Origin of the sequence: Streptomyces sp. NPDC017676, assembly GCF_044329325.1 — a bacterium.
Taxonomy (GTDB): domain Bacteria; phylum Actinomycetota; class Actinomycetes; order Streptomycetales; family Streptomycetaceae; genus Streptomyces.
Genome location: NZ_JBIRJA010000003.1, coordinates 139,609 through 163,175, shown reverse-complemented (window position 1 = coordinate 163,175; position 23,567 = coordinate 139,609). Strand labels below are relative to the sequence as shown.

Here is a 23,567-nt window from a genome sequence, read left to right as displayed (position 1 = left end):
CGACGGCAATCACCTTAAAGTCCCGGTCTTCCCGGGTGACGTCAGCCCGCGTTCCGTAGCACGCTTGCGACAATCGGTCCGGCCGCGTCGATGCCGTGCCCGCCGTCCTGGACCATGGCCGCCGCGGCGACGTCGTCGCGGTAACCGGTGAACCAGCTGTCCGACTTCGCCTCCCCGTCGACCTCCGCGGAGCCGGTCTTCGCGCCGATGTCCCCGCCCATCCCGGCCATCACACCGGCCGCGGTGCCGCTGCGCGCGGTGCGGTTCATCATGGTGCGCAGCTGCTGGGCCGTGGCCGGCGACAGCCCGCGCGCGCGGGCCGGTTCGCGGCCGTCCAGCTTCAGCGGCACGATCAGGGGCTGGTGGAAGGCGCCGGTCTTCGCGGTGGCCGTGACGGACGCCATGTTCAGCGGGCTCATCTGGACCTGGCCCTGGCCGATCAGGTTGGCCGCGGTGTCCGGGCCGCCGGAGGCCGGCACCCGGCCGTCGAACGTGGGCACGCCGACCTGCCAGTTGTTCCGCCCGAGCCCGAAGCGGTCCTCGGCCTCCCGGGTGAGGGAGTCGACCTTCACCTCGTCCGCGAATTTCACGAACGCCGTGTTGCAGGAGCGGGCGAAGCTGTCGGCGAGGGTGGCGTGCTCGTCCGGCACCATGCCCTTGAGGTTCTGGAAGGTCTGGCTCTGCCAGACGGCCGACGGCGGGCAGGGCGCCGGTCCGTTCGCCGTGGTGAGGCCGTTGTCGATGAGGGTCGCCGCGCTGATGATCTTCATGGTGGAGCCGGGGGCGCGTTCGCCGAGGAGGGCCGCGTCGAAGCCGTCGTCGCGGTTGTTGGCGACGGCGAGTATCTCGCCGGTGCTCGGCCTGACGGCCACGACGGAGGAGTTCGGGTACTTCAGCACGGCCTTCTCGGCCGCCGCCTGGGCGCTCGCGCTGAGCGTCGTGGGGAGCCTGCCGGGCTTGCCCTTGGCCAGGGTGAGCAGCGGGGTGTCCGCCGCCTGGCTGCCGTCCGCCGCCGCCTGATGGCGGATCACGAGCTCCACCCCGGGCCGGCCGCCGGTCTTGTCGCCGTAGCGCCGGCGCAGCTCGTCCAGGATCGGGCCGAGGGACGGGTACGTCACCCGGGTGAGCACCTTGCCGTCGCGGTCCACGGCCTTGATCTCCGGGGCGGCCGAGTCGCCGGTGGTGAGCGTGTCCCCCTTGCGCAGGCGCGGGTGGACGACGGAGGGCTGCCAGTCGACCAGCGCGCGGTGCGAGGTCTCGCCGCGCACGACGGTCAGCTCGCTGCGGTAGGAGAGCGACCGGGAGGCGCCGGCGTACGACACCGTCGCCCGCACCGTGAACGGCACCGTGTCGCCGGTGGTCCGGCCGGGCGTGATCCTCACCTTGCCGATGTGCGCGGTGCCGCCGTAGGCCGACAGCAACTCCTGGGCCGCCTCCGGGAAGTTCGTGTACGACGCCGCGGCGGTCGCGTCGCCCTTCTCCCAGGCGGTGAAGAACGCGCCGGTCGTCTCCTTCACCTCGGAGCCACTGGGCGGACCGGTCCGCACGGCCGCCGCGCCCCCCGGGCCGTCGTCGCCGTTCAGCGCGGACGCGACGTTGTACAGCCCGTACCCGGCACCGCCCAGCAGCGTGACGCACACGCCGCCTATGACGGCCGCCTTGACCCCGTTGCGCATGGCGCGCTTCCCCTCCCGTTCAGCCTGTTGAACATGTTCAAAACAGGTCGTTGGAGCACTGTAAGCGGTTGCGCCGCCCCTGTGACCGGAGTTGTCGAAACCGTGACTCAGACCCAGGTGTCGAGCCACATCCGCGACCGCCACGAGTCGATCGGGATGGCCTGGCCCGTGTAGAGGGGCCAGAAGTAGATGAAGTTCCAGGCGATCAGCAGGACCAGGACGCCCGCCGCCGAGGCGCCGATCACTCGGCGGGTGTCGGTGGAACCCCGTGGGCCGACGATCGCGCCGATCATCATCGCCACCGCCAGACACAGGAACGGCAGGAAGACGACCGCGTAGAAGAGGAAGATCGTCCGCTCCTGGTAGTGGAACCACGGCAGGTACCCGGCCGCGATGCCGCAGGCGATGGCACCGGCCCGCCAGTCGCGGCGGAACGCCCAGCGCCACAGCACGTAGAGGATCGCGAAGCAGGCCGCCCACCACAGCAGCGGCGTGCCGATCGCCAGCACCTCCCGGGCGCACTTCTGGCCCGCGTCCACCGGGCAGCCGTCGGAGCCGGGGGAGGGGGACTCGTAGAAGTACGACACCGGGCGGCCCAGCACGATCCAGCTCCACGGGTTGGACTGGTACGTGTGCGGCTGGTCCAGGTGGACGTGGAAGTTGTACACCTCGTGCTCGTAGTGCCACAGGCTGCGCAGCCAGTCCGGCAGGAAGGACCAGGTGCCGCCCTTGCCGTCGGTGGCCGCCCAGTTGCGGTAGTAGCCGCCCGTGCCGTCGGCCGGGGAGAGGATCCAGCCGGTCCAGGAGGCCAGGTAGACCACCAGCGCCACCGGGACCGTCGCCACGAAGGCGGCACCGGTGTCGTACTTGAGGACGGCGAGGTACGGGTGGCGCGCGCCCGCCACCTTGCGGGTGCCGACGTCCCACAGGACCGTCATCACGCAGAACGCGGCCAGGATGTACAGCCCGTTCCACTTGGTGCCCACGGCCAGGCCCAGCATGACACCGGCGCCCCAGCGCCACGGGCGCCACCCGAAGCGGAAGGCGTCGGCGACCCGCTCGTCGGGCCGTACCCGCCCGTCCGGTCCGGCCGGCAGCGCGGCGGCCAGTCTCTCCCTGGCCCGGTCCCGGTCCACGACCAGACAGCCGAACGCGGCCACCACGAAGAACATCAGCACGCCGTCGAGCAGCGAGGTCCGGCTCATCACGAAGTGCAGGCCGTCCACGGCCATCAGCGCGCCCGCCAGACAGCCGAGGAACGTCGAGCGGAACATCCGGCGGCCGATCCGGCACAGCAGCAGGACGGAGAGCGTGCCCAGCAGCGCCGTCATGAACCGCCAGCCGAACGGGTCGAAACCGAAGACCAGTTCGCCCAGGCCGATGACGTACTTGCCGACCGGCGGGTGCACCACGTACGCCGGGTCCGTGGGGATCGCCAGGTGCCCGTGCTGCTGGAGCACCATGTCGTTGGCGGTCTTGCCGTACCGGTCCCAGCTCACCTCGAAGCCGCGGTGGACGAGCGCCCACGCGTCCTTCGCGTAGTACGTCTCGTCGAATATCACCGCGTGCGGGCTGCCCAGGTGCCAGAACCGCATGACGCCCGCCATCAACGTCACCAGCAGCGGCCCGCCCCAGCCCGACCAGCGCGTGAGCCGCTCGGCCAGCAGCGGCGGCACGCCGAGCCCCCGCCACAGCCGGGGGCTCGGCTCGGCGTACGGCGGCACCAGCCGGTCGCGTACGTCACCCGAGGGCGCGTCCGTGGCCGGCGCGTACCCGAATCGGCGCAGCCGACGCTGCCACGACGGCCGGCGGTCGTGCGGTGCCTGGTCCTGCCGGAGGTCCATGGAGGACGCGGTACTGGTCACCGCGCCATCGTAGGGAAACGTCCTGTGCGAGTCCCGTGCATGCGCGGTACCGGTCCGGACACGGTCGGTTTCCGTCCCGCTCACGGCCGCACCGCGGCCGGCCCCGGATCCCGGGGAAGCGGCCCGGGATCTCCTGGGAGGATGGGGGTGTGACTGGAACCCTTGTCCTGGCAGGTACCCCCATCGGCGACATCGCGGACGCGCCGCCCCGGCTCGCCGAGGAGCTGGCCGGCGCCGACGTGGTCGCCGCCGAGGACACCCGGCGGCTGCGCCGGCTCACCCAGGCACTGGGCGTCACGCCCAAGGGCCGCGTGGTGTCGTACTTCGAGGGCAACGAGTCCGCCCGCACCCCGGAACTGGTCCAGGAGCTGCTCGGCGGCGCGCGCGTACTGCTGGTGACCGACGCCGGCATGCCCTCCGTCTCCGACCCCGGCTACCGGCTGGTCGCCGCCGCCGTCGAGCAGGACGTCCGGGTCACCGCCGTGCCGGGGCCGTCCGCCGTGCTCACCGCGCTCGCCCTGTCCGGGCTGCCCGTCGACCGCTTCTGCTTCGAGGGCTTCCTGCCCCGCAAGGCCGGCGAACGGCTGTCCCGGCTGCGCGAGGTCGCCGGCGAGCGGCGCACCCTCGTCTACTTCGAGGCCCCGCACCGGCTGGACGACACCCTCGCCGCCATGGCCGAGGTCTTCGGCGCCGACCGGCGGGCCGCCGTCTGCCGGGAGCTGACCAAGACGTACGAGGAGGTACGGCGCGGTCCGCTGGCCGAGCTGGCGCGGTGGGCCGCGGAGGGCGTGCGCGGCGAGATCACCGTGGTGGTCGAGGGCGCGCCCGAGACCGGGCCCGAGGAACTCGACGCCGAGGAGCTGGTGCGCCGCGTCCGGGTCCGGGAGGAGGCCGGCGAGCGCCGCAAGGAGGCCATCGCGGCGGTGGCGGCGGAGGCGGGACTGCCGAAGAGGGTCGTGTTCGACGCGGTGGTGGCGGCCAAGCGCTCCGCCGGGTGAGGCGGGTCGTCATGTAGGCCCCCGCGCCCCTCGGAGCGCCTCCGCACGCCCCATGGGGGTGCAAAAGGCTGGCGTCGATGGCAAAGCACAGCCGTCTCATTCGCGACCGTTTGGCAAGCGATGTCCAAATCGCCTCCAACACTCGACAGACCTGCTGCATTCGCTCCGGTGGAGGCGTCCACTGGTCGAAGGGACGCACCCGTCCAGAGGGACGCACCCGTCCGACAGGGAGCTGGCATGAGTGACATAGCAGGGCGGACCGGCCTCCGTGCCACAGCCACAGCCGTCGTTCACGAGTCGTACTCGTTCGCCTGCATGCGCTGCGGGCACGGCTGGGAGCAGTCGTACGAGATAGAGCACCACACGAACGCGCAGGGGGAGGAGTTCGTGCTGTACGTGGCCGACGACCAGGTCGTCCCGTCGCCGCTGAGCCGGCCGTCCTGCCACAACTGCGACGGCCATGTGGTGCGGATCATGCGCGCGGGCCAGGTCTCCGCGGTGCGCGGCCCGGCCGAGCGGCACCACCACCGCGTGCCGCAGGCGGGCCCGGTCGAGACGCCGCAGGTGCCCACGCAGGCCGCGCAGGCCAGGGCGCCGCATCACTGGCACCTGTCCGACCTCCTGCACCCGTTCCACCGCAAGGCGGGCTGAGCGGATCACCGGCCGTCGGAGGCGTGCGCCTTCCGTAGGATCGGAGCATGCCTTCGAACGCCGGTCAGAGCAGCAAGGACGCCGACAAGAACGCGGCACCGCCGCTGCCCCAGCCCTTGGCGGTGCCCGTCGCCGACTCCCACACCCACCTCGACATGCAGTCCGGCACGGTCGAGGAGGGCCTGGCGAAGGCCGCCTCGGTGGGCGTCACGACGGTCGTCCAGGTCGGCTGCGACCTCAAGGGCTCGCAGTGGGCCGCCGAGACCGCGGCGGCGCACGAGAACGTCCACGCCACCGTCGCCCTGCACCCCAACGAGGCCCCGCGCATCGTCCACGGCGACCCGGACGGGTGGTCGAGGCAGGGCGCCCGGGAGCCCGGCGGCGACGCGGCGCTGGACGAGGCCCTCGCCGAGATCGACCGGCTGGCCGGGCTGCCGCAGGTGAAGGGCGTCGGTGAGACGGGCCTGGACCACTTCCGCACCGGCCCCGAGGGCAAGGCCGCCCAGGAGCGGTCCTTCCGCGCCCACATCGAGATCGCGAAGCGGCACGGCAAGGCGCTCGTCATCCACGACCGTGACGCCCACGCCGACGTCCTCAGGATCCTGAAGGAGGAGGGCGCCCCCGAGCGCACCGTCTTCCACTGCTACTCCGGCGACGCCGAGATGGCCCGGATCTGCGCCCGCGAGGGCTACTTCATGTCCTTCGCCGGCAACGTCACCTTCAAGAACGCCCAGAACCTGCGGGACGCCCTCGCGGTCGCCCCCCTGGAGCTGGTCCTCGTGGAGACCGACGCGCCCTTCCTCACCCCGGCGCCGTACCGCGGACGGCCCAACGCCCCGTATCTCATTCCGGTCACGGTCCGCGCGATGGCCGTCGTGCGCGGGACCGACGAGGACGCGCTGGCGACGGCCCTCGCCGCCAACACCGCGCGGGCCTTCGGTTACTGACCGTCCGTCAGAGGGGTGACCGTCCGCCCCGGGGTGCTGACCGCCCGTCCGTGTCACGACGCTGCGTAGTCGAGTCGCTTTGGAGAGTGACCGACGCTCCGCTAGGTTCTGGGGGCCCGATCCGGACCCCTCTGGCCCCTGGAGCGTGTCGGCGTGAGCACGTCGCCGTACGAGACGTACGACCCCTACGGCCCTGACGCCTCCGTCCATACCGCGGAGACGCTGCCCTACGGCATCCATGAGGACACCTACCGGCCCGCCTACGAGGCAGAGGCGTACTTCGTCACCGAACCGGCGCCGCCGCTGCCCCGGCGGACGACGGGCGCACCCGGGACGGTGGCCCACGAGACGCCGGCTCCCGAGGCGCCCGAGGAGAGCGGTGGGCCCGCCCCGCGCCGGCGCAGGGCCCGCTACGGCGAGCGCCCGGACTCCACCGTGCGCCGCCTGCTGCCGCAGGCGCTGGTCGTGGCCTTCCTGGCCGGCGGCACCACCGCCTTCGTCGCCAACGACAAGGCGGTCCAGCTGAGCGTCGACGGCAGTCAGCGCAGCCTGCACACGTTCGCCGACGACGTGAGCGAGCTGCTCGCCGAGGAGGGCGTGCGCGTGGGGACCCACGACCTGGTCGCACCCGGCCGCGGCACGGCGCTCGCCAGCGGCGACGCGGTCGCCGTGCGGTACGGGCGCCCGGTGCGGCTCACCCTGGACGGCCGCCGGCGCGAGGTGTGGACGACGGCGCGCACGGTGGAGGGCGCGCTGCACGAGCTGGGGGTGCGCGCCGAGGGCGCGCATCTGTCGACCTCGCGCTCCCGGCCCATCGGACGCGCCGGGCTCGCGCTCGACGTGCGCACCGAACGCGCGGTCACCGTCCTGGCGGACGGCCGGACCCGCACCATCCGCACCAACGCGGCCACCGTCCGGGAAGCCGTCGAGGAGGCCGGGATCACGCTGCGCGGCCAGGACACCACCTCCGTCCCGCCGGACAGCTTCCCGCGCGACGGGCAGACGGTGACCGTGCTGCGGGTGAGCAGCACCCGGGAGATCCACGAGGAGCAGATCCCGTTCGCGGTGGAGCGGACCGCGGACCCCACGGTCTTCCGGGGCACCGAGGTCGTCGCGCGGCCCGGACAGCCGGGACTGCGCCGGACCACCTACTACGTGCGCACCGTCAACGGGGTACGGCAGAAGCCGCGCCCCGAGCGGTCGGAGGTGGTGCGGGAGCCGCGCGCGCAGGTGATCAAGGTGGGCACCAAGCCCCGGCCGCCCTCCGTACGGGACGCCGACCGCCTGAACTGGCGAGCGCTCGCCGCCTGCGAGTCCGGCGGCCGGTCCGACGCGGTCGACCCCTCCGGGACGTACGGCGGGTTGTACCAGTTCGACACCCGCACCTGGCAGAGCCTCGGCGGCCAGGGCCGGCCCCAGGACGCCTCGGCGGAGGAGCAGACGTCCCGGGCGAAGAAGCTGTACATCCGGCGGGGGGCGAGCCCTTGGCCGCACTGCGGGGCGAGGCTGCGGGGGTAGGGGGTAGGGGGCAGGGGGCGGCGCGTCCGAGCGGGTGCGCCGTGCGGGTGCGCCGTGTGGATGCGCCGTGTGGATGCGCCGTGCGGCACAGGCCGTCATCCGGCCGCGGGCACGTCGTGGTCGCCCGCGCAGTTCCCCGCGCCCCCAGGGACGCGGGGCACCTGGCGATCCGGCCCGGTACGGCCCCGTACCCTTGTCCCGTGAGCAGCCCCACCCCCGATTCCCTCCTCGGTCCCGCCGACATCCGCGAGCTCGCGGCGGTGCTCGGTGTCCGTCCCACCAAGCAGCGCGGCCAGAACTTCGTGATCGACGCCAACACGGTCCGCCGTATCGTCCGTACCGCCGAGGTCCGCCCCGACGACGTGGTCGTCGAGGTCGGCCCGGGGCTCGGCTCGCTCACCCTCGCGCTGCTGGAGACCGCCGACCGCGTCACCGCCGTGGAGATCGACGACGTACTCGCCGCCGCCCTCCCCGCCACCATCGCCGCGCGCATGCCGGACCGCGCCGACCGCTTCGCGCTGGTCCACTCCGACGCGATGCACGTCACCGAGCTGCCCGGACCCGCGCCGACGGCCCTGGTGGCGAACCTGCCGTACAACGTCGCCGTCCCCGTGCTGCTGCACATGCTCGACACCTTCCCGAGCATCGAGCGGACGCTGGTGATGGTGCAGTCCGAGGTCGCCGACCGGCTCGCCGCCGCACCCGGCAACAAGGTGTACGGCGTGCCGTCCGTGAAGGCCAACTGGTACGCCGACGTGAAGCGGGCCGGAGCCATCGGGCGCAACGTCTTCTGGCCCGCACCGAACGTCGACAGCGGGCTCGTCTCGCTCGTCCGGCGGGCCGAGCCGATCAGGACCACCGCCTCCAAGGCCGAGGTCTTCGCCGTCGTCGACGCGGCCTTCGCCCAGCGCCGCAAGACCCTGCGGGCCGCGCTCGCCGGCTGGGCCGGGTCCGCGGCGGCGGCCGAGACGGCCCTGGTCGCGGCCGGGGTCTCGCCGCAGGCGCGCGGCGAGTCGCTGACCGTCGAGGAGTTCGCACGGATCGCGGAACACAAGGAGAGCGGCGAGTGAGCGTCACGGTCCGGGTCCCCGCCAAGGTCAACGTCCAGCTCGCGGTGGGCGCCGCCCGCCCCGACGGCTTCCACGACCTCGCCAACGTCTTCCTCGCCGTCGGACTGTACGACGAGGTCACGGTGACCCCCGCGGACGAGCTCCGGATCACCTGCGAGGGCCCGGACGCCGCCCAGGTCCCGCTGGACCGCACCAACCTCGCCGCGCGCGCCGCGATCGCGCTCGCCGCGCGCCGGGGGATCGAACCGAACGTGCACGTCCACATCGCCAAGGACATCCCGGTCGCCGGTGGCATGGCGGGCGGCAGCGCGGACGGCGCGGGCGCGCTGCTCGCCTGCGACAGGCTGTGGGGTGCGGGTGCCTCGCGCGCCGAGCTGCTCGCCATCTGCGCGGAACTGGGCAGCGATGTGCCGTTCAGCCTGGTCGGTGGCGTGGCGCTCGGGGTGGGGCGGGGTGAGCGGCTGACCGAGCTGGAGGTCGGCGGCACCTTCCACTGGGTGTTCGCGATGGCCGGGCGGGGGCTGTCGACCCCGGCGGTGTTCCGGGAGTTCGACCGGCTGGCGGAGGGACGGGAGATCCCGGAGCCGGTGGCGTCGGCGGAGCTGCTGGAGGCGCTGGCGAAGGGGGACGTGGAGGGGCTGGCGGCGGCCGTCTCCAATGATCTTCAGCCGGCCGCGCTGTCCCTGTTCCCGGAGCTGGCGGACACGCTGGAGGCGGGGCGCGGGGCCGGTGCGCTCGCCGCGCTGGTCTCCGGTTCCGGTCCTACGACGGCGTTCCTCACGCGGGACGCCGAGTCGGCGGAGAAGGTGGCCGTGGCCCTGCGGGGGTCGGGGACGTGCCGGGCGGTGCGGACCGCGGTGGGGCCGGTGGCGGGGGCGACGGTGCTCTGAGCAGGTTCAGTACTGGTTGAAGGTGGTCAGGTCGATGAGGATGTCGTAGGGGACGCTCACCTTGACGTGGTCGTGGTAGATGCCTGTCAACGCGTAGGTACCGGTGGCCTCGCCGCGTTCGTACACCTGGACGACAGGGTGGTCATCCTGGCCCGCCATGTCGACCAGCCAGAAATGGGGAATGCCGGCTGCGGCGTACTTGTGCGGTTTGGTGTCGCGGTCGCGAGCCTCGGAATCCGGTGAGATCACCTCGACCGCGAGCAGGACGTCGGCTGCTTCGAAGCGGGTCTGGCGCGGACCGGTGACGGCCTCGGCGCGGACCACGGAGATGTCGGGCTCCGGACCGTTACGCCGGTCCAATACCACCGTCATCTCGCATACGACCTTCAAGTCGGACGGCACGGTGCTGCGCAGCCCGTTCGCCAGCAGGTGGATCGCGGCGAAGTGGAAGTAGCGCTGCGGGCTCACGAAAACCAGGCTCCCGTCGATCAGCTCGGTGTGCGGCGGGAGATCCGGCAGCGAGAACAGGTCGTCCACGGTGTAGCCGTCCAGGGGTGGCACCGGCCACTGACGGCGGTGCTCTGCGGGCTCGGCGGTCATGGTTCCTCCCATGGACGGGATCCTGCGGCCTGCCTTCCCACCGTAGCCGCCCTTTCCCGATCACGTCATCACAAAGAGTGACAACCCCCTCGCGCCCCGCCCTCACCCCCGCAGGCCCTACGCTAGAAGGCTGACCCCCGCGGCGGAGCCGCGCGTCGAAACAGCCCCGCGCACAGGAGTGAAATGGCCGTCAACCTGGTCAATGTCGAGAACGTCAGCAAGGTGTACGGCACCCGTGCCCTGCTGGACGGTGTCTCGCTCGGTGTGCAGGAAGGGGACCGGATCGGAGTCGTCGGACGCAACGGCGACGGCAAGACCACCCTCATCCGGATGCTCGCCAAGCTGGAGGAGGCGGACACCGGGCGCGTCACGCACTCCGGCGGGCTGCGGATCGGCGTGCTCACCCAGCACGACTCCCTCGACCCCGCCGCCACCGTCCGCCACGAGGTCATCGGCGACATGGCCGACCACGAGTGGGCCGGCAACGCGAAGGTCAGGGACGTACTGAGCGGGCTGTTCGGCGGGCTGGACCTGCCGGGCTTCCCGAAGGGGCTGGACACCGTCATCGGCCCGCTGTCCGGTGGCGAGCGGCGCCGGATCGCGCTGGCCAAGCTGCTCATCGAGGAGCAGGACCTGCTGGTCCTGGACGAGCCCACCAACCACCTCGACGTCGAGGGCATCGCCTGGCTCGCGAAGCACCTCCAGAACCGGCGTTCGGCGCTGGTCTGCGTGACCCACGACCGGTGGTTCCTGGACCAGGTGTGCACGCGCATGTGGGACGTGCAGCGCGGTGACGTGTACGAGTACGAGGGCGGCTACTCCGACTACGTCTTCGCCCGTGCCGAGCGCGAGCGGATCGCCGCGACCGAGGAGGCCAAGCGGCAGAACCTGATCCGCAAGGAGTTGGCCTGGCTGCGGCGGGGCGCCCCCGCCCGCACCTCCAAGCCGCGCTTCCGCGTCGAGGCCGCCAACGAGCTGATCGCGGACGTGCCCCCGCCCCGGGACAGCAGCGAGCTGATGAAGTTCGCCTCCTCGCGGCTCGGCAGGACGGTCTTCGACCTGGAGGACGTCACCGTGCAGGCCGGGCCCAAGGTGCTGCTCAAGCACGTCACCTGGCAGCTCGGCCCGGGCGACCGGATCGGCCTCGTCGGGGTCAACGGCGCCGGGAAGACCTCGCTGCTGCGGGCCATGGCCGAGGCCGCGCGGACCGAGGGCGAGGAACAGCCCGCCGGTGGCCGCATCGCCGTGGGGAAGACCGTCAGGCTGGCCTACCTCTCCCAGGAGGTCGCCGAACTCGACCCGACCTGGCGGGTGCTGGAGGCCGTGCAGAGGGTCCGCGAGCGCGTCGACCTCGGCAAGGGCCGTGAGATGACGGCCGGGCAGCTCTGCGAGACGTTCGGCTTCAGCAAGGAGAAGCAGTGGACGCCGGTCGGGGACCTCTCCGGTGGTGAGCGGCGGCGGCTCCAGCTGCTGCGGCTCCTCATGGACGAGCCCAACGTCCTCTTCCTCGACGAGCCCACCAACGACCTCGACATCGAGACGCTCACCCAGCTGGAGGACCTCCTCGACGGCTGGCCCGGCTCGATGATCGTCATCTCCCACGACCGGTTCTTCGTGGAGCGGACGACGGACCGGGTGTTCGCCCTGCTCGGCGACGGCACGCTGCGGATGCTGCCGCGCGGGATCGACGAGTACCTGGAGCGGCGCCAGCGGATGGAGGAGGCGGTCGCCGCGCAGGCCGCCGCCGCGGCACCCAAGCCGGTCACACAGGAGAAGAGCGCGGCCGACCAGCGCGCGGCGAAGAAGGAACTCCAGAAAATCGAGCGCCAGTTGGACAAGATCTCCGAGAAGGAGTCCAAGCTGCACGCCCAGATCGCCGACAACGCCACCGACTTCGCGAAGGTCGCCGAACTCGACGCCCAGTTGCGGGATCTCGCCGGGGAGCGCGAGGAACTGGAGCTGCGCTGGCTGGAACTGGCGGAGGACGCCTGATCCTTCACGCCCGCTCACGGAGGGGGCGCGAGCGCCGCGTGAAGGGGGCGTGAAGGCGCGTAACGGGGGCATCACGGGCCGGTCGTCCCTTGGGAACAGGGGAGGACACGGCCCCGTGTGCTGTCTGCACCGGGTGATAGAAAGAGCCGTCTGAGAACTGTCTGAGAACGACCTTGAGTCCGTCGCGAACCTCAGGGCGTGGCTAAAAATCAGTGAACGAGGGGGAAGAGCGCTGATGACCCAGCCGCCCAACCAGCCGCCGCAGGGCGGATTCGGACCGCCGCAGGACCAGCCGCCGCAGGACCAGTCTCCGGGGGCCCAGCCTCCGCAGGACCGGCCTGTGCAGCCCGGCGGTTTCGGCCCGGCCCCGCAGAACCCGTCGGCTCAGGGCGGCTTCGGTCCCGCCCCCCAGACGCCACCGGCGCAGGGCGGATTCGGTCCCGCCCCCCAGACGCCACCGGCGCAGGGCGGATTCGGTCCCGCTCCCCAGACGCCACCGGCGCAGGGCGGTTTCGGCGCGCCCCAGCCGCCCGCCGGTCCTCCGCAGCAGCCCCCGCCGGGTTACGGCTATCCGCAGCAGCCCCAGCAGCCGGGCCCGTACGGTTCCGCCCCCGGTCCCTACGGCTATCCGCACCAATTCCCGCAGCAGCCCGGCCCGTACGGCACCCCGCAGCCCGGCTACGGCCCTCCGCAGCAGCCGCCGTACCCGGGCGTGCCCGGCGCCGTGCCCGGCGGGCCCTCCGACGGCAGGCCGGCCTCGCGGAAGAAGACCGCGCTGATCATCGGGGCCGCGGTGGCCGCGCTGCTCGTCATCGGCGGCACGGTGTTCGCGCTCACCGGCGACGGCAGCGGCGGCGGCGAGAAGAAGCCGGTCGCCCAGCAGAGCGACGACCCCAAGAACTCCGCCACCGCCTCGCCGACCACGTCCGGCGGCGGTGAGGACCCGGAGAACCTCAACGAGGGCCGTCAGCCCGGCGAGGCGAAGGTGCTCTGGTACAAGCCGGCGCCGGACGCCCCGGCCTCCGGCGCCGACGCGCCCGGCATGTGGATCACGGGCGACACGGCGGTGAAGGCGGCCTACAAGCAGGTCTTCGCGTTCCGCACCGCGGACGGCGGCACCGCCTGGGGACCCCTCGCCCTCCCGCAGAAGATCTGCGCGGTCACCCCGCAGAAGTCCGCCGCCGACAAGATCGTCGTGGCCTACATGAGCGGCGGCGGCGACCGCGCCAAGTGCAACCAGCTCCAGCAGCTCGACCTGCGCACCGGCGAGAAGGGCTGGAGCACCGAGGTCGCCGACGGCGGGCTGTTCGACAGTGCGCTCACCGTCGAACTGACCGTCAGCGGGAAGACGTTGATGGTGGGCCGTTCGCAGTCGGGCACGGCGTACGACATCGACAGCGGCAAGAAGCTGTACGACAAGAAGAAGTACGGCGCGGCCTGCTTCCCGGCCGCCTTCGCGGGCGGCACCGGCCGGCTGGTCCAGGTGGCCTCCTGCGGCGCCGGCACCGCCAAGGAGCACGAGGAGATCCAGGAACTCGACCCGGCCACCGGCAAGGTGCGCTGGACCCAGACGGTCAAGAAGGGCTGGGAGGTGACCCGGACCTACTCGGTCGACCCGCTCGTGGTCTACCTGACCAACCGGGACAAGAAGGCCTGGAACATCTCCACGTTCACCAAGGACGGCAAGTTCCGCTCCGAGGTGAAGGTGAACGAGAAGTTCGCCCCCCGCTGCGGCTGGGCGGTCCTCGAACGCGAGTTGCAGGGCTGCCAGGGCGTGGCGGTCGACGCCGACATGCTCTACCTGCCCACCGACTCGACCGTCAGCGCCAACGAGATCGTCGCGATCAGCCTCTCCGACGGCAAGGCGAAGTGGCGGGTCAAGTCCCCGGTGGACCAGCCGATGGCGCCGGTGAAGGTCGAGGGCGGCAAGCTCATCGCGTATGTGCAGCCGTCGTACGACGCGGGAGGCCAGGTGGTGTCGGTGCCGGTCACCGGCTCCTCCCACAGGACGACCAGGCTCCTGCAGAACCCGCAGGGCGCCGCCGAGGTCGAGGACACCTTCTACGACGGGGTCGTCGACTGGGCCGACGGGCGGTTCTTCATCTCCTCGGGCCGGCTGTCCGGCGACGACGACTCGAAGGAGAAGCTCATGATGGCGTTCGGCAACTGAGCCGGGCGCACCGCCGCGGCCGGCCCCCGTGCCGGTCGCGGCCCGTCCTTCCCGAGTCCCGTCCGCCGTACGGCCTTCCGAGCGTCACCGAGGTACCCGCGCCATGACCCAGCCGCCCCCGCCACCCCCGAACCAGCCGCCCAGCCAGCCGCCGGCGCAGCCCCCGCAGCCACCGGCCCAGCCTCCCCAGCCGACGCAGCCTCCGCAGCCGCCGGCCCAGCCTCCGCAGCAGCCGGCCCAGCCTTCCCAGCCGCCGGCCCAGGGTCCCCAGCCCCAGCCGCAGCCGCAGCCACCGCAGCCGGGCTACGGCTATCCGCCGGTCCCGCCCCCGCAGCCCGGTTACGGCTACCCGGGCGCGCAGCACAACCCGTACGCCCAGCAGCCTCCGGCCCCCACCGCCCCGCAGCCTCCCGGTTACGGCGCCCAGCCGCACAACCCCTACGCCCAGCCCACGCAGCCCATGCAGGGCATGCAGCCGGGTTACGGCTATCCGGGTCATCCGGGCCAGGGTCAGCCGCCGACCGTGCCGATGGCGCCCCAGCCGGGGGCGGGCGGCGGCGGGCGGAACAACGCCGTGCTGCTCATCGTCGTCGCGGCGGTCGTCGCCATCGCGCTGATCATCGGCGGCGGCATCTGGTACTCCAAGTCCTCCGGTGACGACGGCAAGCGGCACGACACCGCGTCCTCCGGTGGCGGCACCGGCGGCTCGAACGACGACAAGGGCTCCGGGGGCACGACCGGAGGCGGCGGCAAGGAGAAGGCGCCCGCCGACCCGTCCTCCCGGCTGCTGTTCGGGGTGCCGCTGCCCAAGGCGGACGACACGGTCAGCGTGGAAGGCTCGTGGCTGACGGACACGGTGTACGCCAAGAGCGGCATCGCGAAGGTCGTCGGCTACGACCCGGTCAAGGGCACCGAGCTGTGGACGATCAAGCTGCCCGGCCCGGTGTGCGCGGCCAGCGAGCACGTGGACGACGAGGGCCGGACGGCGATCGCCTTCCAGCCGAAGATGCCGGAGAAGGGCTCCTCCGCGGGGTGCAGCCAGATCGCCGCGATCGACCTCACCGCGGGGAAGAAGCTGTGGACGAAGTCGGTCAAGTCCGGTGACCACCCCGTCATGTTCGCCAATGTGACGGTCGCCCAGCACACCGTCGCGGTCGGCGGCTCCGACGGCGGCGCCGCGTTCGACATCGAGTCCGGCAAGACGCTGTGGCAGCCCAAGCCCGACGACACCTGCTACGACGAGGGGTACGGCGGCGGCGCCAGACTGGTCGCGGTGCGCAAGTGCGGCGAGTACGACGACCCGCAGCTCAACATCCAGACCATCGACCCGGTCAGCGGCAAGGTGATCTCCGAGTACAGGATGCCGGACGGCGTCCTGTACGCGTCCATCGTCTCCACCGACCCGCTGGTGGCCGCCGCCGACGTCGGCCAGAGCGCGGGCGACGGCAGCGGTGTCTCGGACTACTTCTCCATCGACGACAAGACCGGCAAGCTGCTCGCCCGCATCCCCGCGCCCGGCGACACCTACGGGGGCCGCTGCGACGGCACCAACCGCATCGAGGACTGCCGGCAGGTCGTGGCGGGCAACGGCATGCTGTACCTGATGACGGAGGCGCACGACGGCGAGGGCGAGTACACCCGGACGAACGAGATCGTCGCCTTCGACCTGAAGACCGGCAAGCCGACCGGCCGGCGCGCCGAGGCCGGCGACGGTTACACGCTCTCCCCGCTGCGCATGGACGGCGGCAACCTGATCGCCTACGACGCGCCGCCGTACAACAAGGGCGGCCAGGTCGTCAGCATCGACAGCGGCTCGTTCAAGGTGACCAAGCTGCTGGAGAACCCGTCCACGAAGAGCGTGCGGGACTCCGAGGTCAACCTGCTGCCGGAGTACGCGGAACTCCGCTTCGGCAAGGGCCGGTTGTACATGTCCGCCGTGTTCGCCAAGGAGCGGGACATGTCGTCGTACAGCAAGGAGTACCTCGTGATGGCGTTCGGCACGGACGGCTGATCCGCCGGCCTCACCCGAATGAGTGACTTGCCGAGAAGTGCCCCGGATTTCATCGATCCGGGGCACTTCTCATGAAGAGGGGCAGCGCGACGTCGAACAAGCGTGTAGCTTCCGGGGGCATGAAGGGCGGGGGTGCCCGGGGGACTGGGGGGTTGCTCTATGGGAGTGCGGCTCATGGTCGTGGACGACCATCGGCTGCTCGCGGAGGCGCTGGCGTCCGCGCTTAAGCTGCGCGGTCACCGGGTGCTCGCCGCGGCGGCGCCGGCCGCGGGCGCGGCGGACCTCGTGATCGCGCGGGCGCCGGAGGTGTGCCTGCTGGGCACGGCGGCACCGGCCGAGCCGGGGATCTTCGACCCGGTGGTCAAGATCAAGCGGGAACGTCCGCAGGTGGCGGTGCTGGTGCTGGGCCCCGTGCCGTCACCGCGCGGGATCGCGGCGGCCTTCGCCGCGGGGGCGTCGGGGTACGTCCGGCACGACGAGCGGATCGAGGGCGTCGAGCGGGCCATCATGAAGGCCCGGGCCGGGGAGGCGGCGGTGGCGCCGCAACTGCTCCAGGGGGCCTTCAGCGAACTGCTGAACCCCGCCGCACAACCCGATGACGAGGCCCAGCGGCTTCTGGAGATGCTGACGCCCCGTGAGGTCGAGGTGCTGGTGCGGGTGGCCGACGGGGAGGACACACGCCGGATCGCGGCGGGCATGGGCATCGCACCGAGCACGGCGCGTACGCACGTCCAACGGGTCCTGATGAAACTGGGCGTGGGCTCACGCCTGGAGGCAGCGGCCCTGGCAGCCCGAACGGGCCTCCTGGACCGCGCGGGCCCCCTGCGGGAAGCGCCCGCCGACTAGGCGTCCCTGCCGGGGCAGCGCCCCGAAGGGGCGCGGGGAACTGCGCGACCAGCCACGACGTGCCCGCGGCCGGGGACGGCCCGCACCCCTACGGTGCTATGGCCCCCGGCCGACAGGCACCCGGCGGGGAACTGCGCGACCAGCCCCCACGCGCCCGCAGTCGGGACACGGCCTGTCGGCCCCGGACCTAATCCTTCTCTTCCGGCAGACCTTCCGGAGGAAGCGGCGGAGGGGTGGGCCGCAGCTTCAGCCAGGCCAGGAAGAAGATGCCCAGGAGCAGCATGCCGATCCCGGTCCAGAGATTGATGTTCACGCCCTCGGCCTTGTCGATCGCGGCCTGCGAGTCGGTGATCCCCGTGATCGTGACGATGACGCCGTAGACCACGAAGAGTCCGCCGATGATGCGCCGCAGGTCGAAGATGCGCGCCGCGGTCGCCGACTTGGTCTCCAGCTCGGAGACCTCCCGCAGGACGTCCTGCTCGGTGTAGTGCAGCGGACGACGAGGCTGCTCGGAGTGGTCAGGATGCTCAGTCATGGTTCCTCGATCCTCCCGCGTCAGAACGAGAACGGGATGTAGCAGACGGCGGCCAGCACGACCGCGCCCCAGCCCAGCAGGGCCGGCTTGCGGTACCACGCGTCGTCGCCCTCGGCGGGCGCTTCGGACATGCCGGGGGAGCGGGTGCCGTAGACCAGGCCCTGCAACTGCTCCGCCGGCTTCGGCTTGGTGAACAGCGACACCGCGACCATCACCACCGCGCCGGCGACGAAGCCCGCGATGGCGGAGACGAAGTTGGCGCCCTGGTCGGTCGGGATGGAGATGATGCCCTTCTTGTAGAGGACGAAGTAGTTGACCATCGCGGTGACGGTGCCGGCGAGCAGGCCCCAGAACCCGGACTTCGCGGACGCCCGCTTCCAGAACATGCCGACGATGAAGACGACGAACATCGGCACGTTGAAGAAGGAGAACAGCGTCTGGAGGTAGCTCATGATGTTCGAGAACGAGGACGCCAGGAACGCCGTGCCGACGGAGGCGCAGACGCCGATCGCGGTGATCAGCCGGCCGAAGCGGACGTAGTAGCCGTCCTCACGCCCCCGCACCACGTACTTGGCCCAGATGTCGTTGGTGAACACGGTGTTGAAGGACGACACGTTCGCCGCCATGCCCGCCATGAAGGCGGCCAGCAGACCGGTGACGGCGATGCCGAGCACGCCGTTGGGCAGCAGTTCCTGCATCAGGAAGGGGATGGCGTCGTTGTACTGGTAGCCGGAGCCGGAGGTGCCGAACTTCGGCACGATCGCGGCGGCGACCAGGCCCGGGATCATCACCAGGAAGACGATGAAGATCTTGGGGTAGGCCGCGATGAGCGGCGTGCGCTGACCCGCCGAGAGGTTCTTCGCGGACAGGGCGCGCTGCACCTCGGCGAAGTTGGTGGTCCAGTAGCCGAAGGAGAGCACGAAACCGAGGCCGAGGACGATGGTCAGCCAGTTGGCGCCGAGCGGGTTGGCGTGCCCGATGCCGGTGCCGCCCCACGCGGTGGTGAAGTCGGCGCCGTGCGTCGCGGTCAGCTTGTCGGTCAGGCCGCCCCAGCCGCCGACCTTCTTCAGACCGAGGATCGTGATCGGGATGAGCGCGGCCAGGATCACGAAGAACTGGAGGACCTCGTTGTAGATCGCCGAGGACAGGCCGCCCAGGGTGATGTACGCGAGGACGAACGCGCCGGCGACGACGATGGCGACCCACTGCGGCCAGCCGAGCAGGGCCTCGACGACGATCGCGAGGGCGTAGAGGTTGACGCCCGCGATCAGGATGGCGGCGAATGCGAACAGGATCGACGCGAGCAGGTGGGCGCCGCGGTCGAAGCGCAGCAGCAGGAACTCGGGGACCGAGCGGACCTTGCTGCCGTAGTAGAAGGGCATCATCACCAGGCCGAGGAAGACCATGGCGGGGATGGCGCCGATCCAGTACCAGTGGACGGTGTAGGCGCCGTACTGCGCGCTGTTCGCGGCCATGCCGAGGATCTCGGTGGCCGCCAGGTTCGCCGAGATGAAGGCGAGGCCGGTGATCCAGGCGGGCAGCGAGCGTCCGGAGAGGAAGAAGTCGAGGCTCGTCTTGACCGAGCGCCGGGCCGCGAAGCCGATGCCCAGGACGACGACGAAGTAGATCGCCAGGATCGTGTAGTCCAGCCAGTTGGTGGGGAGTCGTAGCTCCGCCGCCAGATAGGTGGGGGCGTATGTGGGGGTTTGCATGAGAACTCGCTTCGTTGCGCGAACTGATCCAGAGCGGAACCTACGCCGCCGTGTTCGATATTTGAACACTTCAGCTGGTGTTCTTTGTTTGATTGTGATCGACCGGGGAGTTGTGGACTTGTGGTCTGTTATGTTTGTTTGTGTTGAGTGATTGGGTGCGGACACACCCGTAGGGCCCGAACAAGGAGTCCGGCGTGAAGAAGACCTCGACCCGGCTGGCCGACGGTCGTGAGCTGATCTACTACGACCTGCGGGACGACACCGTGCGCGACGCGGTCGACCGGCGCCCGCTGGACCGTACGGTCACCACGTCCGAGATCCGCCGCGACCCGCTGCTCGGCGACTCCGTCGCCGTCGCCTCGCACCGCCAGGGCCGCACCTACCACCCGCCGGCCGACGAGTGCCCCCTGTGCCCCACCCGCGGCGACCGGCTCAGCGAGATCCCGGACTCCTCGTACGACGTCGTCGTCTTCGAGAACCGGTTCCCCTCCCTCGCCGGCGACTCCGGGCGCTGCGAGGTCGTCTGCTTCACCTCCGACCACGACGCCTCCTTCGCGGACCTGAGCGCCGAGCAGGCACGGCTGGTGCTGGACGCGTGGACGGACCGCACGTCGGAGCTGTCGCATCTGCCCTCCGTCGAGCAGGTGTTCTGTTTCGAGAACCGCGGTGCCGAGATCGGTGTGACCCTCGGCCACCCGCACGGACAGATCTACGCCTACCCCTTCACCACCCCGCGCACCGCGCTGATGCTGCGCTCGCTCGCCGCCCACAAGGAGGCCACCGGCGGGGCGAACCTGTTCGACACGGTTCTGGAGGAGGAGCTCGCCGGCGAGCGGGTCGTCCTTGAGGGTGAACACTGGGTGGCCTTCGTGCCGTACGCGGCGCACTGGCCGTACGAGGTCCACCTGTACCCGAAGCGCCGCGTGCCCGACCTGCTCGCCCTGGACGAGGCGGCCCGCACAGAATTCCCCCAGGTCTATCTGGAACTCTTGAGGCGCTTCGACCGGATCTTCGGCGAGGGTGAGCCTCCGACGCCGTACATCTCGGGCTGGCACCAGGCCCCGTTCGGCGCGCTGGAGGAGTTCGACGGTGTCACGCGCGACGACTTCGCGCTCCACCTTGAGCTTTTCACCATCCGCCGTACTTCCGGCAAGCTGAAGTTCCTCGCGGGTTCCGAGTCCGGCATGAGCGTGTTCATCAACGACGTGCCGCCGGAGCGCGCGGCCGAGCGACTGCGAGAGGTAGCGAGTTCATGAAGTACCTGGTGACGGGTGGCGCGGGATATGTCGGCAGTGTCGTGGCCCAGCACCTGCTGGAGGCCGGCCACGAGGTCACCGTCCTCGACAACCTCTCCACCGGCTTCCGCGCGGGCGTCCCGGCCGGCGCGGCCTTCATCGAGGGCGACATCCGCGACGCCGGCAAGTGGCTCGACCCCTCCTTCGACGGCGTGCTGCACTTCGCCGCGTTCTCGCAGGTCGGCGAGTCGGTGGTGAAGCCGGAGAAGTACTGGGACAACAACGTCGGCGGCAGCATGGCCCTGCTCGCCGCGATGCGCGAGGCCGGCGTCCGCAAGCTGGTCTTCTCCTCCACCGCCGCCACCTACGGCGAGCCGGAGCAGACCCCGATCCCGGAGACCGCCCCGACGCGGCCCACCAGCCCCTACGGCGCCTCCAAGCTCGCCGTCGACCACATGATCACCGGAGAGGCGCAGGCGCACGGCCTGGCGGCGGTCTCCCTGCGCTACTTCAACGTGGCGGGCGCGTACGGCGCGTACGGCGAGCGGCACGACCCCGAGTCGCACCTGATCCCGCTGGTCCTCCAGGTCGCCCAGGGCCGCCGCGAGGCGATCTCGGTCTTCGGCGACGACTACCCGACCGCCGACGGCACCTGCGTCCGCGACTACATCCACGTCGCCGACCTGGCCGAGGCCCACCTGCTGGCCGTCCGGGCCGCCACCCCGGGCGAGCACCTGATCTGCAACCTCGGCAACGGCAACGGCTTCTCCGTCCGCCAGGTCATCGAGACCGTCCGCGAGGTCACCGGCCACCCGATCCCCGAGGTGGTGGCCCCGCGCCGGGGCGGCGACCCGGCGGTCCTGGTCGCCTCCGCGGACACCGCCCGCGAGAAACTGGGCTGGAACCCGACCCGCGCGGATCTCGCGGGCATCGTCGCGGACGCGTGGGAGTTCGCGCAGAGCATCTCGAAGGAGCACTAGTGGGTGCAGAGCAGGTCGCGGAGCGCTTCGCCGAGCTGTACGGGGCCGGGCCGGAGGGCGTGTGGGCGGCGCCCGGCCGGGTCAACCTGATCGGTGAGCACACCGACTACAACGACGGCTTCGTCATGCCGTTCGCGCTGCCGCACCAGACGGTCGCCGCGGTCTCCCGCCGCGACGACGGCCTCCTGCGCCTGCACTCGCAGGACGTCGAGGGCGGGGCCGCGCCGATCACGGAGCTGCGGCTGGACGCCCTCGCCCCGGGGACCGACCGGGAGTGGACGGCGTACCCGGCGGGCGTGGTCTGGGCGCTGCGCGAGGCGGGTCACGAGGTCACCGGCGCCGACATCCACCTGTCCTCCACGGTCCCGACGGGCGCGGGCCTGTCCTCGTCCGCCGCGCTGGAGGTCGTGATCGCCCTGGCGCTGAACGACCTGTACGACCTCGGTCTGCAGCGCTGGCGGCTGGCCCGCCTGTGCCAGCGCGCCGAGAACGTCTACGTCGGCGCGCCGACCGGGATCATGGACCAGACGGCGTCGGCCTGCTGCGAGCAGGGCCACGCGCTGTTCCTGGACACCCGTGACCTGTCCCAGCAGCAGATCCCCTTCGACCTCGTGGCCGAGGGCCTGCGCCTGCTGGTGGTCGACACCCAGGTCAAGCACGCCCACAGCGGCGGCGAGTACGGCAAGCGCCGGGCCGGCTGCGAGAAGGGCGCGGCCCTGCTCGGCGTCGACGCCCTGCGGGACATCCCCTACGACGGCCTGGACGCGGCCCTCGCCCGCCTCGGTGACGAGGAGGAGGTCATCCGCCTGGTCCGCCACGTGGTCACGGAGGACGAACGCGTCGAACGCACCGTCGGCCTGCTGCGCGCCGGCGACACCCGCGCCATCGGCCCCGTCCTCACCGAGGGCCACGCCTCCCTGCGCGACGACTTCCGCATCTCCTGCCCGGAGCTCGACCTGGTCGTCGACACGGCCCTCGCCGCCGGCGCCCTGGGCGCCCGCATGACCGGCGGTGGCTTCGGCGGCTCGGCGATCGTCCTGGCGGAGGCGACCGACGTCGACACCCTCACCAAGGCGATCGAAGAGGCCTTCGCGGCGGCGGCCTTCAAGACCCCACGAGTCTTCGAGGCGGTCCCTTCGGCGGGGGCCCGGCGACTCGTCTGATCCTTCGTCAGGCCAGTCGCTTCGTCAGTGTGTACTCCGTGATCCCCGGCGGGTAGTCGGGGATCACGCTCACCACCTCGTAGCCCTGTTTCCGGTAGAACTCCGGGGCCTGGAAGTTCCAGGTCTCCAGGCGGGACCCCGTGCAGCCGCGGTCGGTCGTGGCGATGCGTTCCGCTTCCGCCAGCAGGCGGGTGCCGAGGCCCGCGCCGCGGTGGGCGGCGTCCACCCACAGGTAGGTGACGTGCAGCCAGGTCGTCCAGGTGTGACCGACCAGGCCGCCCGCCAGGTCGCCGGCGGTGTCCAGTGCCCAGAGGTGGAGGGGCACCTCGCGTTCGCCGGGCGTGCCGCGCAGTGCGGCCAGGACCGGGGACGCCGCCGTGTTGGTGTCCCACAGCCGTGCGCGGAGCAGATCACGTCGCTCTTTGTCGACTTCCGCCTCAATACGAAACATGCGGCACACCATAAACGCGTCGGACGGCCAGTTCTGCAATTCGCCTTCCGCTGCGTGCTCCCATCCGTACTCTGTGGAGCAGCACCGGTGGGGGCCGGTGCCGCTCAGGGGGCGAGACAGGCGGGTACGGCGCCCGCGGTGGGGGTAGCAGTGTCCGCAACGGCGGCGGCCGTGCGGCGCGCGTCCCCGGTCCGCGGGTGCCGTACCCGCGCCGGTCGTCGTTCTCCGGATCCTTTCCGGGCTTTTCCGGACCAACC

The 23,567-nt window shown here is 71.6% G+C and carries 19 protein-coding genes; 13 read left to right on the top strand and 6 right to left on the bottom strand.

The window, feature by feature from the left end; translation table 11 throughout:
* Window positions 1–41 precede the first annotated feature (41 nt).
* Window positions 42–1,676, bottom strand: coding sequence for a penicillin-binding transpeptidase domain-containing protein (locus tag ACH4LD_RS08350; RefSeq protein ID WP_398055444.1), 1,635 nt, complete (start codon window positions 1,674–1,676; stop codon window positions 42–44).
* Window positions 1,677–1,783: 107 nt separating this feature from the next.
* Window positions 1,784–3,541, bottom strand: a complete 1,758-nt coding sequence (locus ACH4LD_RS08345) for a dolichyl-phosphate-mannose--protein mannosyltransferase (RefSeq protein ID WP_398055443.1) — start codon at window positions 3,539–3,541, stop codon at window positions 1,784–1,786.
* 149 nt (window positions 3,542–3,690) lie between these two features.
* Between ACH4LD_RS08345 and rsmI the strand changes: the two genes are divergently transcribed.
* The 6 genes from rsmI to ACH4LD_RS08315 all read left to right on the top strand — a co-directional run bounded on the left by rsmI (window position 3,691) and on the right by ACH4LD_RS08315 (window position 9,615).
* Complete coding sequence (gene rsmI / locus ACH4LD_RS08340; RefSeq protein ID WP_030650478.1) at window positions 3,691–4,539, top strand: 16S rRNA (cytidine(1402)-2'-O)-methyltransferase; 849 nt, start codon at window positions 3,691–3,693, stop codon at window positions 4,537–4,539.
* Between the two features lie 237 nt (window positions 4,540–4,776).
* On the top strand, window positions 4,777–5,190 hold the full coding sequence (locus ACH4LD_RS08335) for a hypothetical protein (protein ID WP_398055442.1): 414 nt from the start codon (window positions 4,777–4,779) through the stop codon (window positions 5,188–5,190).
* Between the two features lie 47 nt (window positions 5,191–5,237).
* Window positions 5,238–6,137 (top strand): TatD family hydrolase, encoded by a 900-nt coding sequence (locus ACH4LD_RS08330; protein ID WP_398055441.1) that lies wholly within the window; start codon window positions 5,238–5,240, stop codon window positions 6,135–6,137.
* 153 nt (window positions 6,138–6,290) lie between these two features.
* Window positions 6,291–7,655, top strand: coding sequence for a ubiquitin-like domain-containing protein (locus tag ACH4LD_RS08325; RefSeq protein ID WP_398055440.1), 1,365 nt, complete (start codon window positions 6,291–6,293; stop codon window positions 7,653–7,655).
* Between the two features lie 200 nt (window positions 7,656–7,855).
* Complete coding sequence (rsmA, locus tag ACH4LD_RS08320) at window positions 7,856–8,725, top strand: 16S rRNA (adenine(1518)-N(6)/adenine(1519)-N(6))-dimethyltransferase RsmA (RefSeq protein ID WP_398055439.1); 870 nt, start codon at window positions 7,856–7,858, stop codon at window positions 8,723–8,725.
* Window positions 8,722–9,615: a 4-(cytidine 5'-diphospho)-2-C-methyl-D-erythritol kinase gene (locus tag ACH4LD_RS08315; RefSeq protein WP_398055438.1), complete on the top strand. Its 894-nt coding sequence runs from the start codon at window positions 8,722–8,724 to the stop codon at window positions 9,613–9,615. The genes rsmA and ACH4LD_RS08315 overlap by 4 nt, the downstream gene beginning before the upstream one ends.
* Before the next feature lie 6 nt (window positions 9,616–9,621).
* Here ACH4LD_RS08315 and ACH4LD_RS08310 read toward each other — a convergent pair whose 3' ends face one another.
* Window positions 9,622–10,215: a Uma2 family endonuclease gene (locus ACH4LD_RS08310; protein WP_398055437.1), complete on the bottom strand. Its 594-nt coding sequence runs from the start codon at window positions 10,213–10,215 to the stop codon at window positions 9,622–9,624.
* A gap of 183 nt (window positions 10,216–10,398) precedes the next feature.
* Between ACH4LD_RS08310 and ACH4LD_RS08305 the strand changes: the two genes are divergently transcribed.
* The 4 genes from ACH4LD_RS08305 to ACH4LD_RS08290 all read left to right on the top strand — a co-directional run bounded on the left by ACH4LD_RS08305 (window position 10,399) and on the right by ACH4LD_RS08290 (window position 17,234).
* Window positions 10,399–12,207 carry an ABC-F family ATP-binding cassette domain-containing protein gene (locus tag ACH4LD_RS08305; RefSeq protein ID WP_398055436.1) on the top strand — a complete coding sequence of 603 codons (1,809 nt, stop codon included), beginning with the start codon at window positions 10,399–10,401 and terminating at the stop codon, window positions 12,205–12,207.
* A gap of 235 nt (window positions 12,208–12,442) precedes the next feature.
* Window positions 12,443–14,377 carry a PQQ-binding-like beta-propeller repeat protein gene (locus ACH4LD_RS08300; RefSeq protein WP_398055435.1) on the top strand — a complete coding sequence of 645 codons (1,935 nt, stop codon included), beginning with the start codon at window positions 12,443–12,445 and terminating at the stop codon, window positions 14,375–14,377.
* Window positions 14,378–14,480: 103 nt separating this feature from the next.
* Entirely contained in the window at window positions 14,481–16,388 is a 1,908-nt protein-coding gene (locus tag ACH4LD_RS08295) for a PQQ-binding-like beta-propeller repeat protein (protein WP_398055434.1), read from the top strand.
* 159 nt (window positions 16,389–16,547) lie between these two features.
* Window positions 16,548–17,234, top strand: coding sequence for a response regulator transcription factor (locus tag ACH4LD_RS08290; protein ID WP_132785249.1), 687 nt, complete (start codon window positions 16,548–16,550; stop codon window positions 17,232–17,234).
* A 187-nt stretch (window positions 17,235–17,421) separates the two neighbouring features.
* Here the strand turns inward: ACH4LD_RS08290 and ACH4LD_RS08285 are convergent, their stop codons facing one another.
* Window positions 17,422–17,769 (bottom strand): hypothetical protein, encoded by a 348-nt coding sequence (locus ACH4LD_RS08285; protein ID WP_398055433.1) that lies wholly within the window; start codon window positions 17,767–17,769, stop codon window positions 17,422–17,424.
* A gap of 20 nt (window positions 17,770–17,789) precedes the next feature.
* A complete protein-coding gene (locus ACH4LD_RS08280; RefSeq protein ID WP_132785247.1) occupies window positions 17,790–19,481 on the bottom strand; it encodes a sodium:solute symporter family protein in 1,692 nt (563 codons plus the stop codon).
* Between the two features lie 194 nt (window positions 19,482–19,675).
* Here ACH4LD_RS08280 and galT point away from each other — a divergent pair, with 194 nt between their 5' ends.
* Genes galT through galK form a run of 3 tightly spaced genes read left to right on the top strand, consistent with a single transcriptional unit; the run spans window position 19,676 to window position 22,859 of the window.
* Window positions 19,676–20,737 carry a galactose-1-phosphate uridylyltransferase gene (gene galT / locus ACH4LD_RS08275; protein ID WP_132785246.1) on the top strand — a complete coding sequence of 354 codons (1,062 nt, stop codon included), beginning with the start codon at window positions 19,676–19,678 and terminating at the stop codon, window positions 20,735–20,737.
* A complete protein-coding gene (galE, locus tag ACH4LD_RS08270) occupies window positions 20,734–21,696 on the top strand; it encodes a UDP-glucose 4-epimerase GalE (RefSeq protein ID WP_398055432.1) in 963 nt (320 codons plus the stop codon). Before galT ends, galE begins: the two co-directional genes overlap by 4 nt.
* Window positions 21,696–22,859, top strand: a complete 1,164-nt coding sequence (gene galK / locus ACH4LD_RS08265; RefSeq protein ID WP_398055431.1) for a galactokinase — start codon at window positions 21,696–21,698, stop codon at window positions 22,857–22,859. Before galE ends, galK begins: the two co-directional genes overlap by 1 nt.
* 7 nt (window positions 22,860–22,866) lie before the next feature.
* On the opposite strand, the gene ACH4LD_RS08260 is transcribed toward galK, so the two are convergent.
* A complete protein-coding gene (locus ACH4LD_RS08260) occupies window positions 22,867–23,322 on the bottom strand; it encodes a GNAT family N-acetyltransferase (RefSeq protein WP_398055659.1) in 456 nt (151 codons plus the stop codon).
* Window positions 23,323–23,567 lie beyond the last annotated feature (245 nt).

Bases quoted from the DNA above. Each gene is read 5' to 3' on its own strand.
- ACH4LD_RS08285 (WP_398055433.1), bottom strand. From the start codon at position 17,769: ATGACTGAGCATCCTGACCACTCCGAGCAGCCTCGTCGTCCGCTGCAC.
- ACH4LD_RS08260 (WP_398055659.1), bottom strand. From the start codon at position 23,322: ATGGTGTGCCGCATGTTTCGTATTGAGGCGGAAGTCGACAAAGAGCGA.
- ACH4LD_RS08280 (WP_132785247.1), bottom strand. From the start codon at position 19,481: ATGCAAACCCCCACATACGCCCCCACCTATCTGGCGGCGGAGCTACGA.
- ACH4LD_RS08310 (WP_398055437.1), bottom strand. From the start codon at position 10,215: ATGACCGCCGAGCCCGCAGAGCACCGCCGTCAGTGGCCGGTGCCACCC.
- ACH4LD_RS08300 (WP_398055435.1), top strand. From the start codon at position 12,443: ATGACCCAGCCGCCCAACCAGCCGCCGCAGGGCGGATTCGGACCGCCG.
- ACH4LD_RS08330 (WP_398055441.1), top strand. From the start codon at position 5,238: ATGCCTTCGAACGCCGGTCAGAGCAGCAAGGACGCCGACAAGAACGCG.
- ACH4LD_RS08335 (WP_398055442.1), top strand. From the start codon at position 4,777: ATGAGTGACATAGCAGGGCGGACCGGCCTCCGTGCCACAGCCACAGCC.
- ACH4LD_RS08295 (WP_398055434.1), top strand. From the start codon at position 14,481: ATGACCCAGCCGCCCCCGCCACCCCCGAACCAGCCGCCCAGCCAGCCG.
- galE (WP_398055432.1), top strand. From the start codon at position 20,734: ATGAAGTACCTGGTGACGGGTGGCGCGGGATATGTCGGCAGTGTCGTG.
- ACH4LD_RS08290 (WP_132785249.1), top strand. From the start codon at position 16,548: ATGGGAGTGCGGCTCATGGTCGTGGACGACCATCGGCTGCTCGCGGAG.
- ACH4LD_RS08350 (WP_398055444.1), bottom strand. From the start codon at position 1,676: ATGCGCAACGGGGTCAAGGCGGCCGTCATAGGCGGCGTGTGCGTCACG.
- ACH4LD_RS08305 (WP_398055436.1), top strand. From the start codon at position 10,399: ATGGCCGTCAACCTGGTCAATGTCGAGAACGTCAGCAAGGTGTACGGC.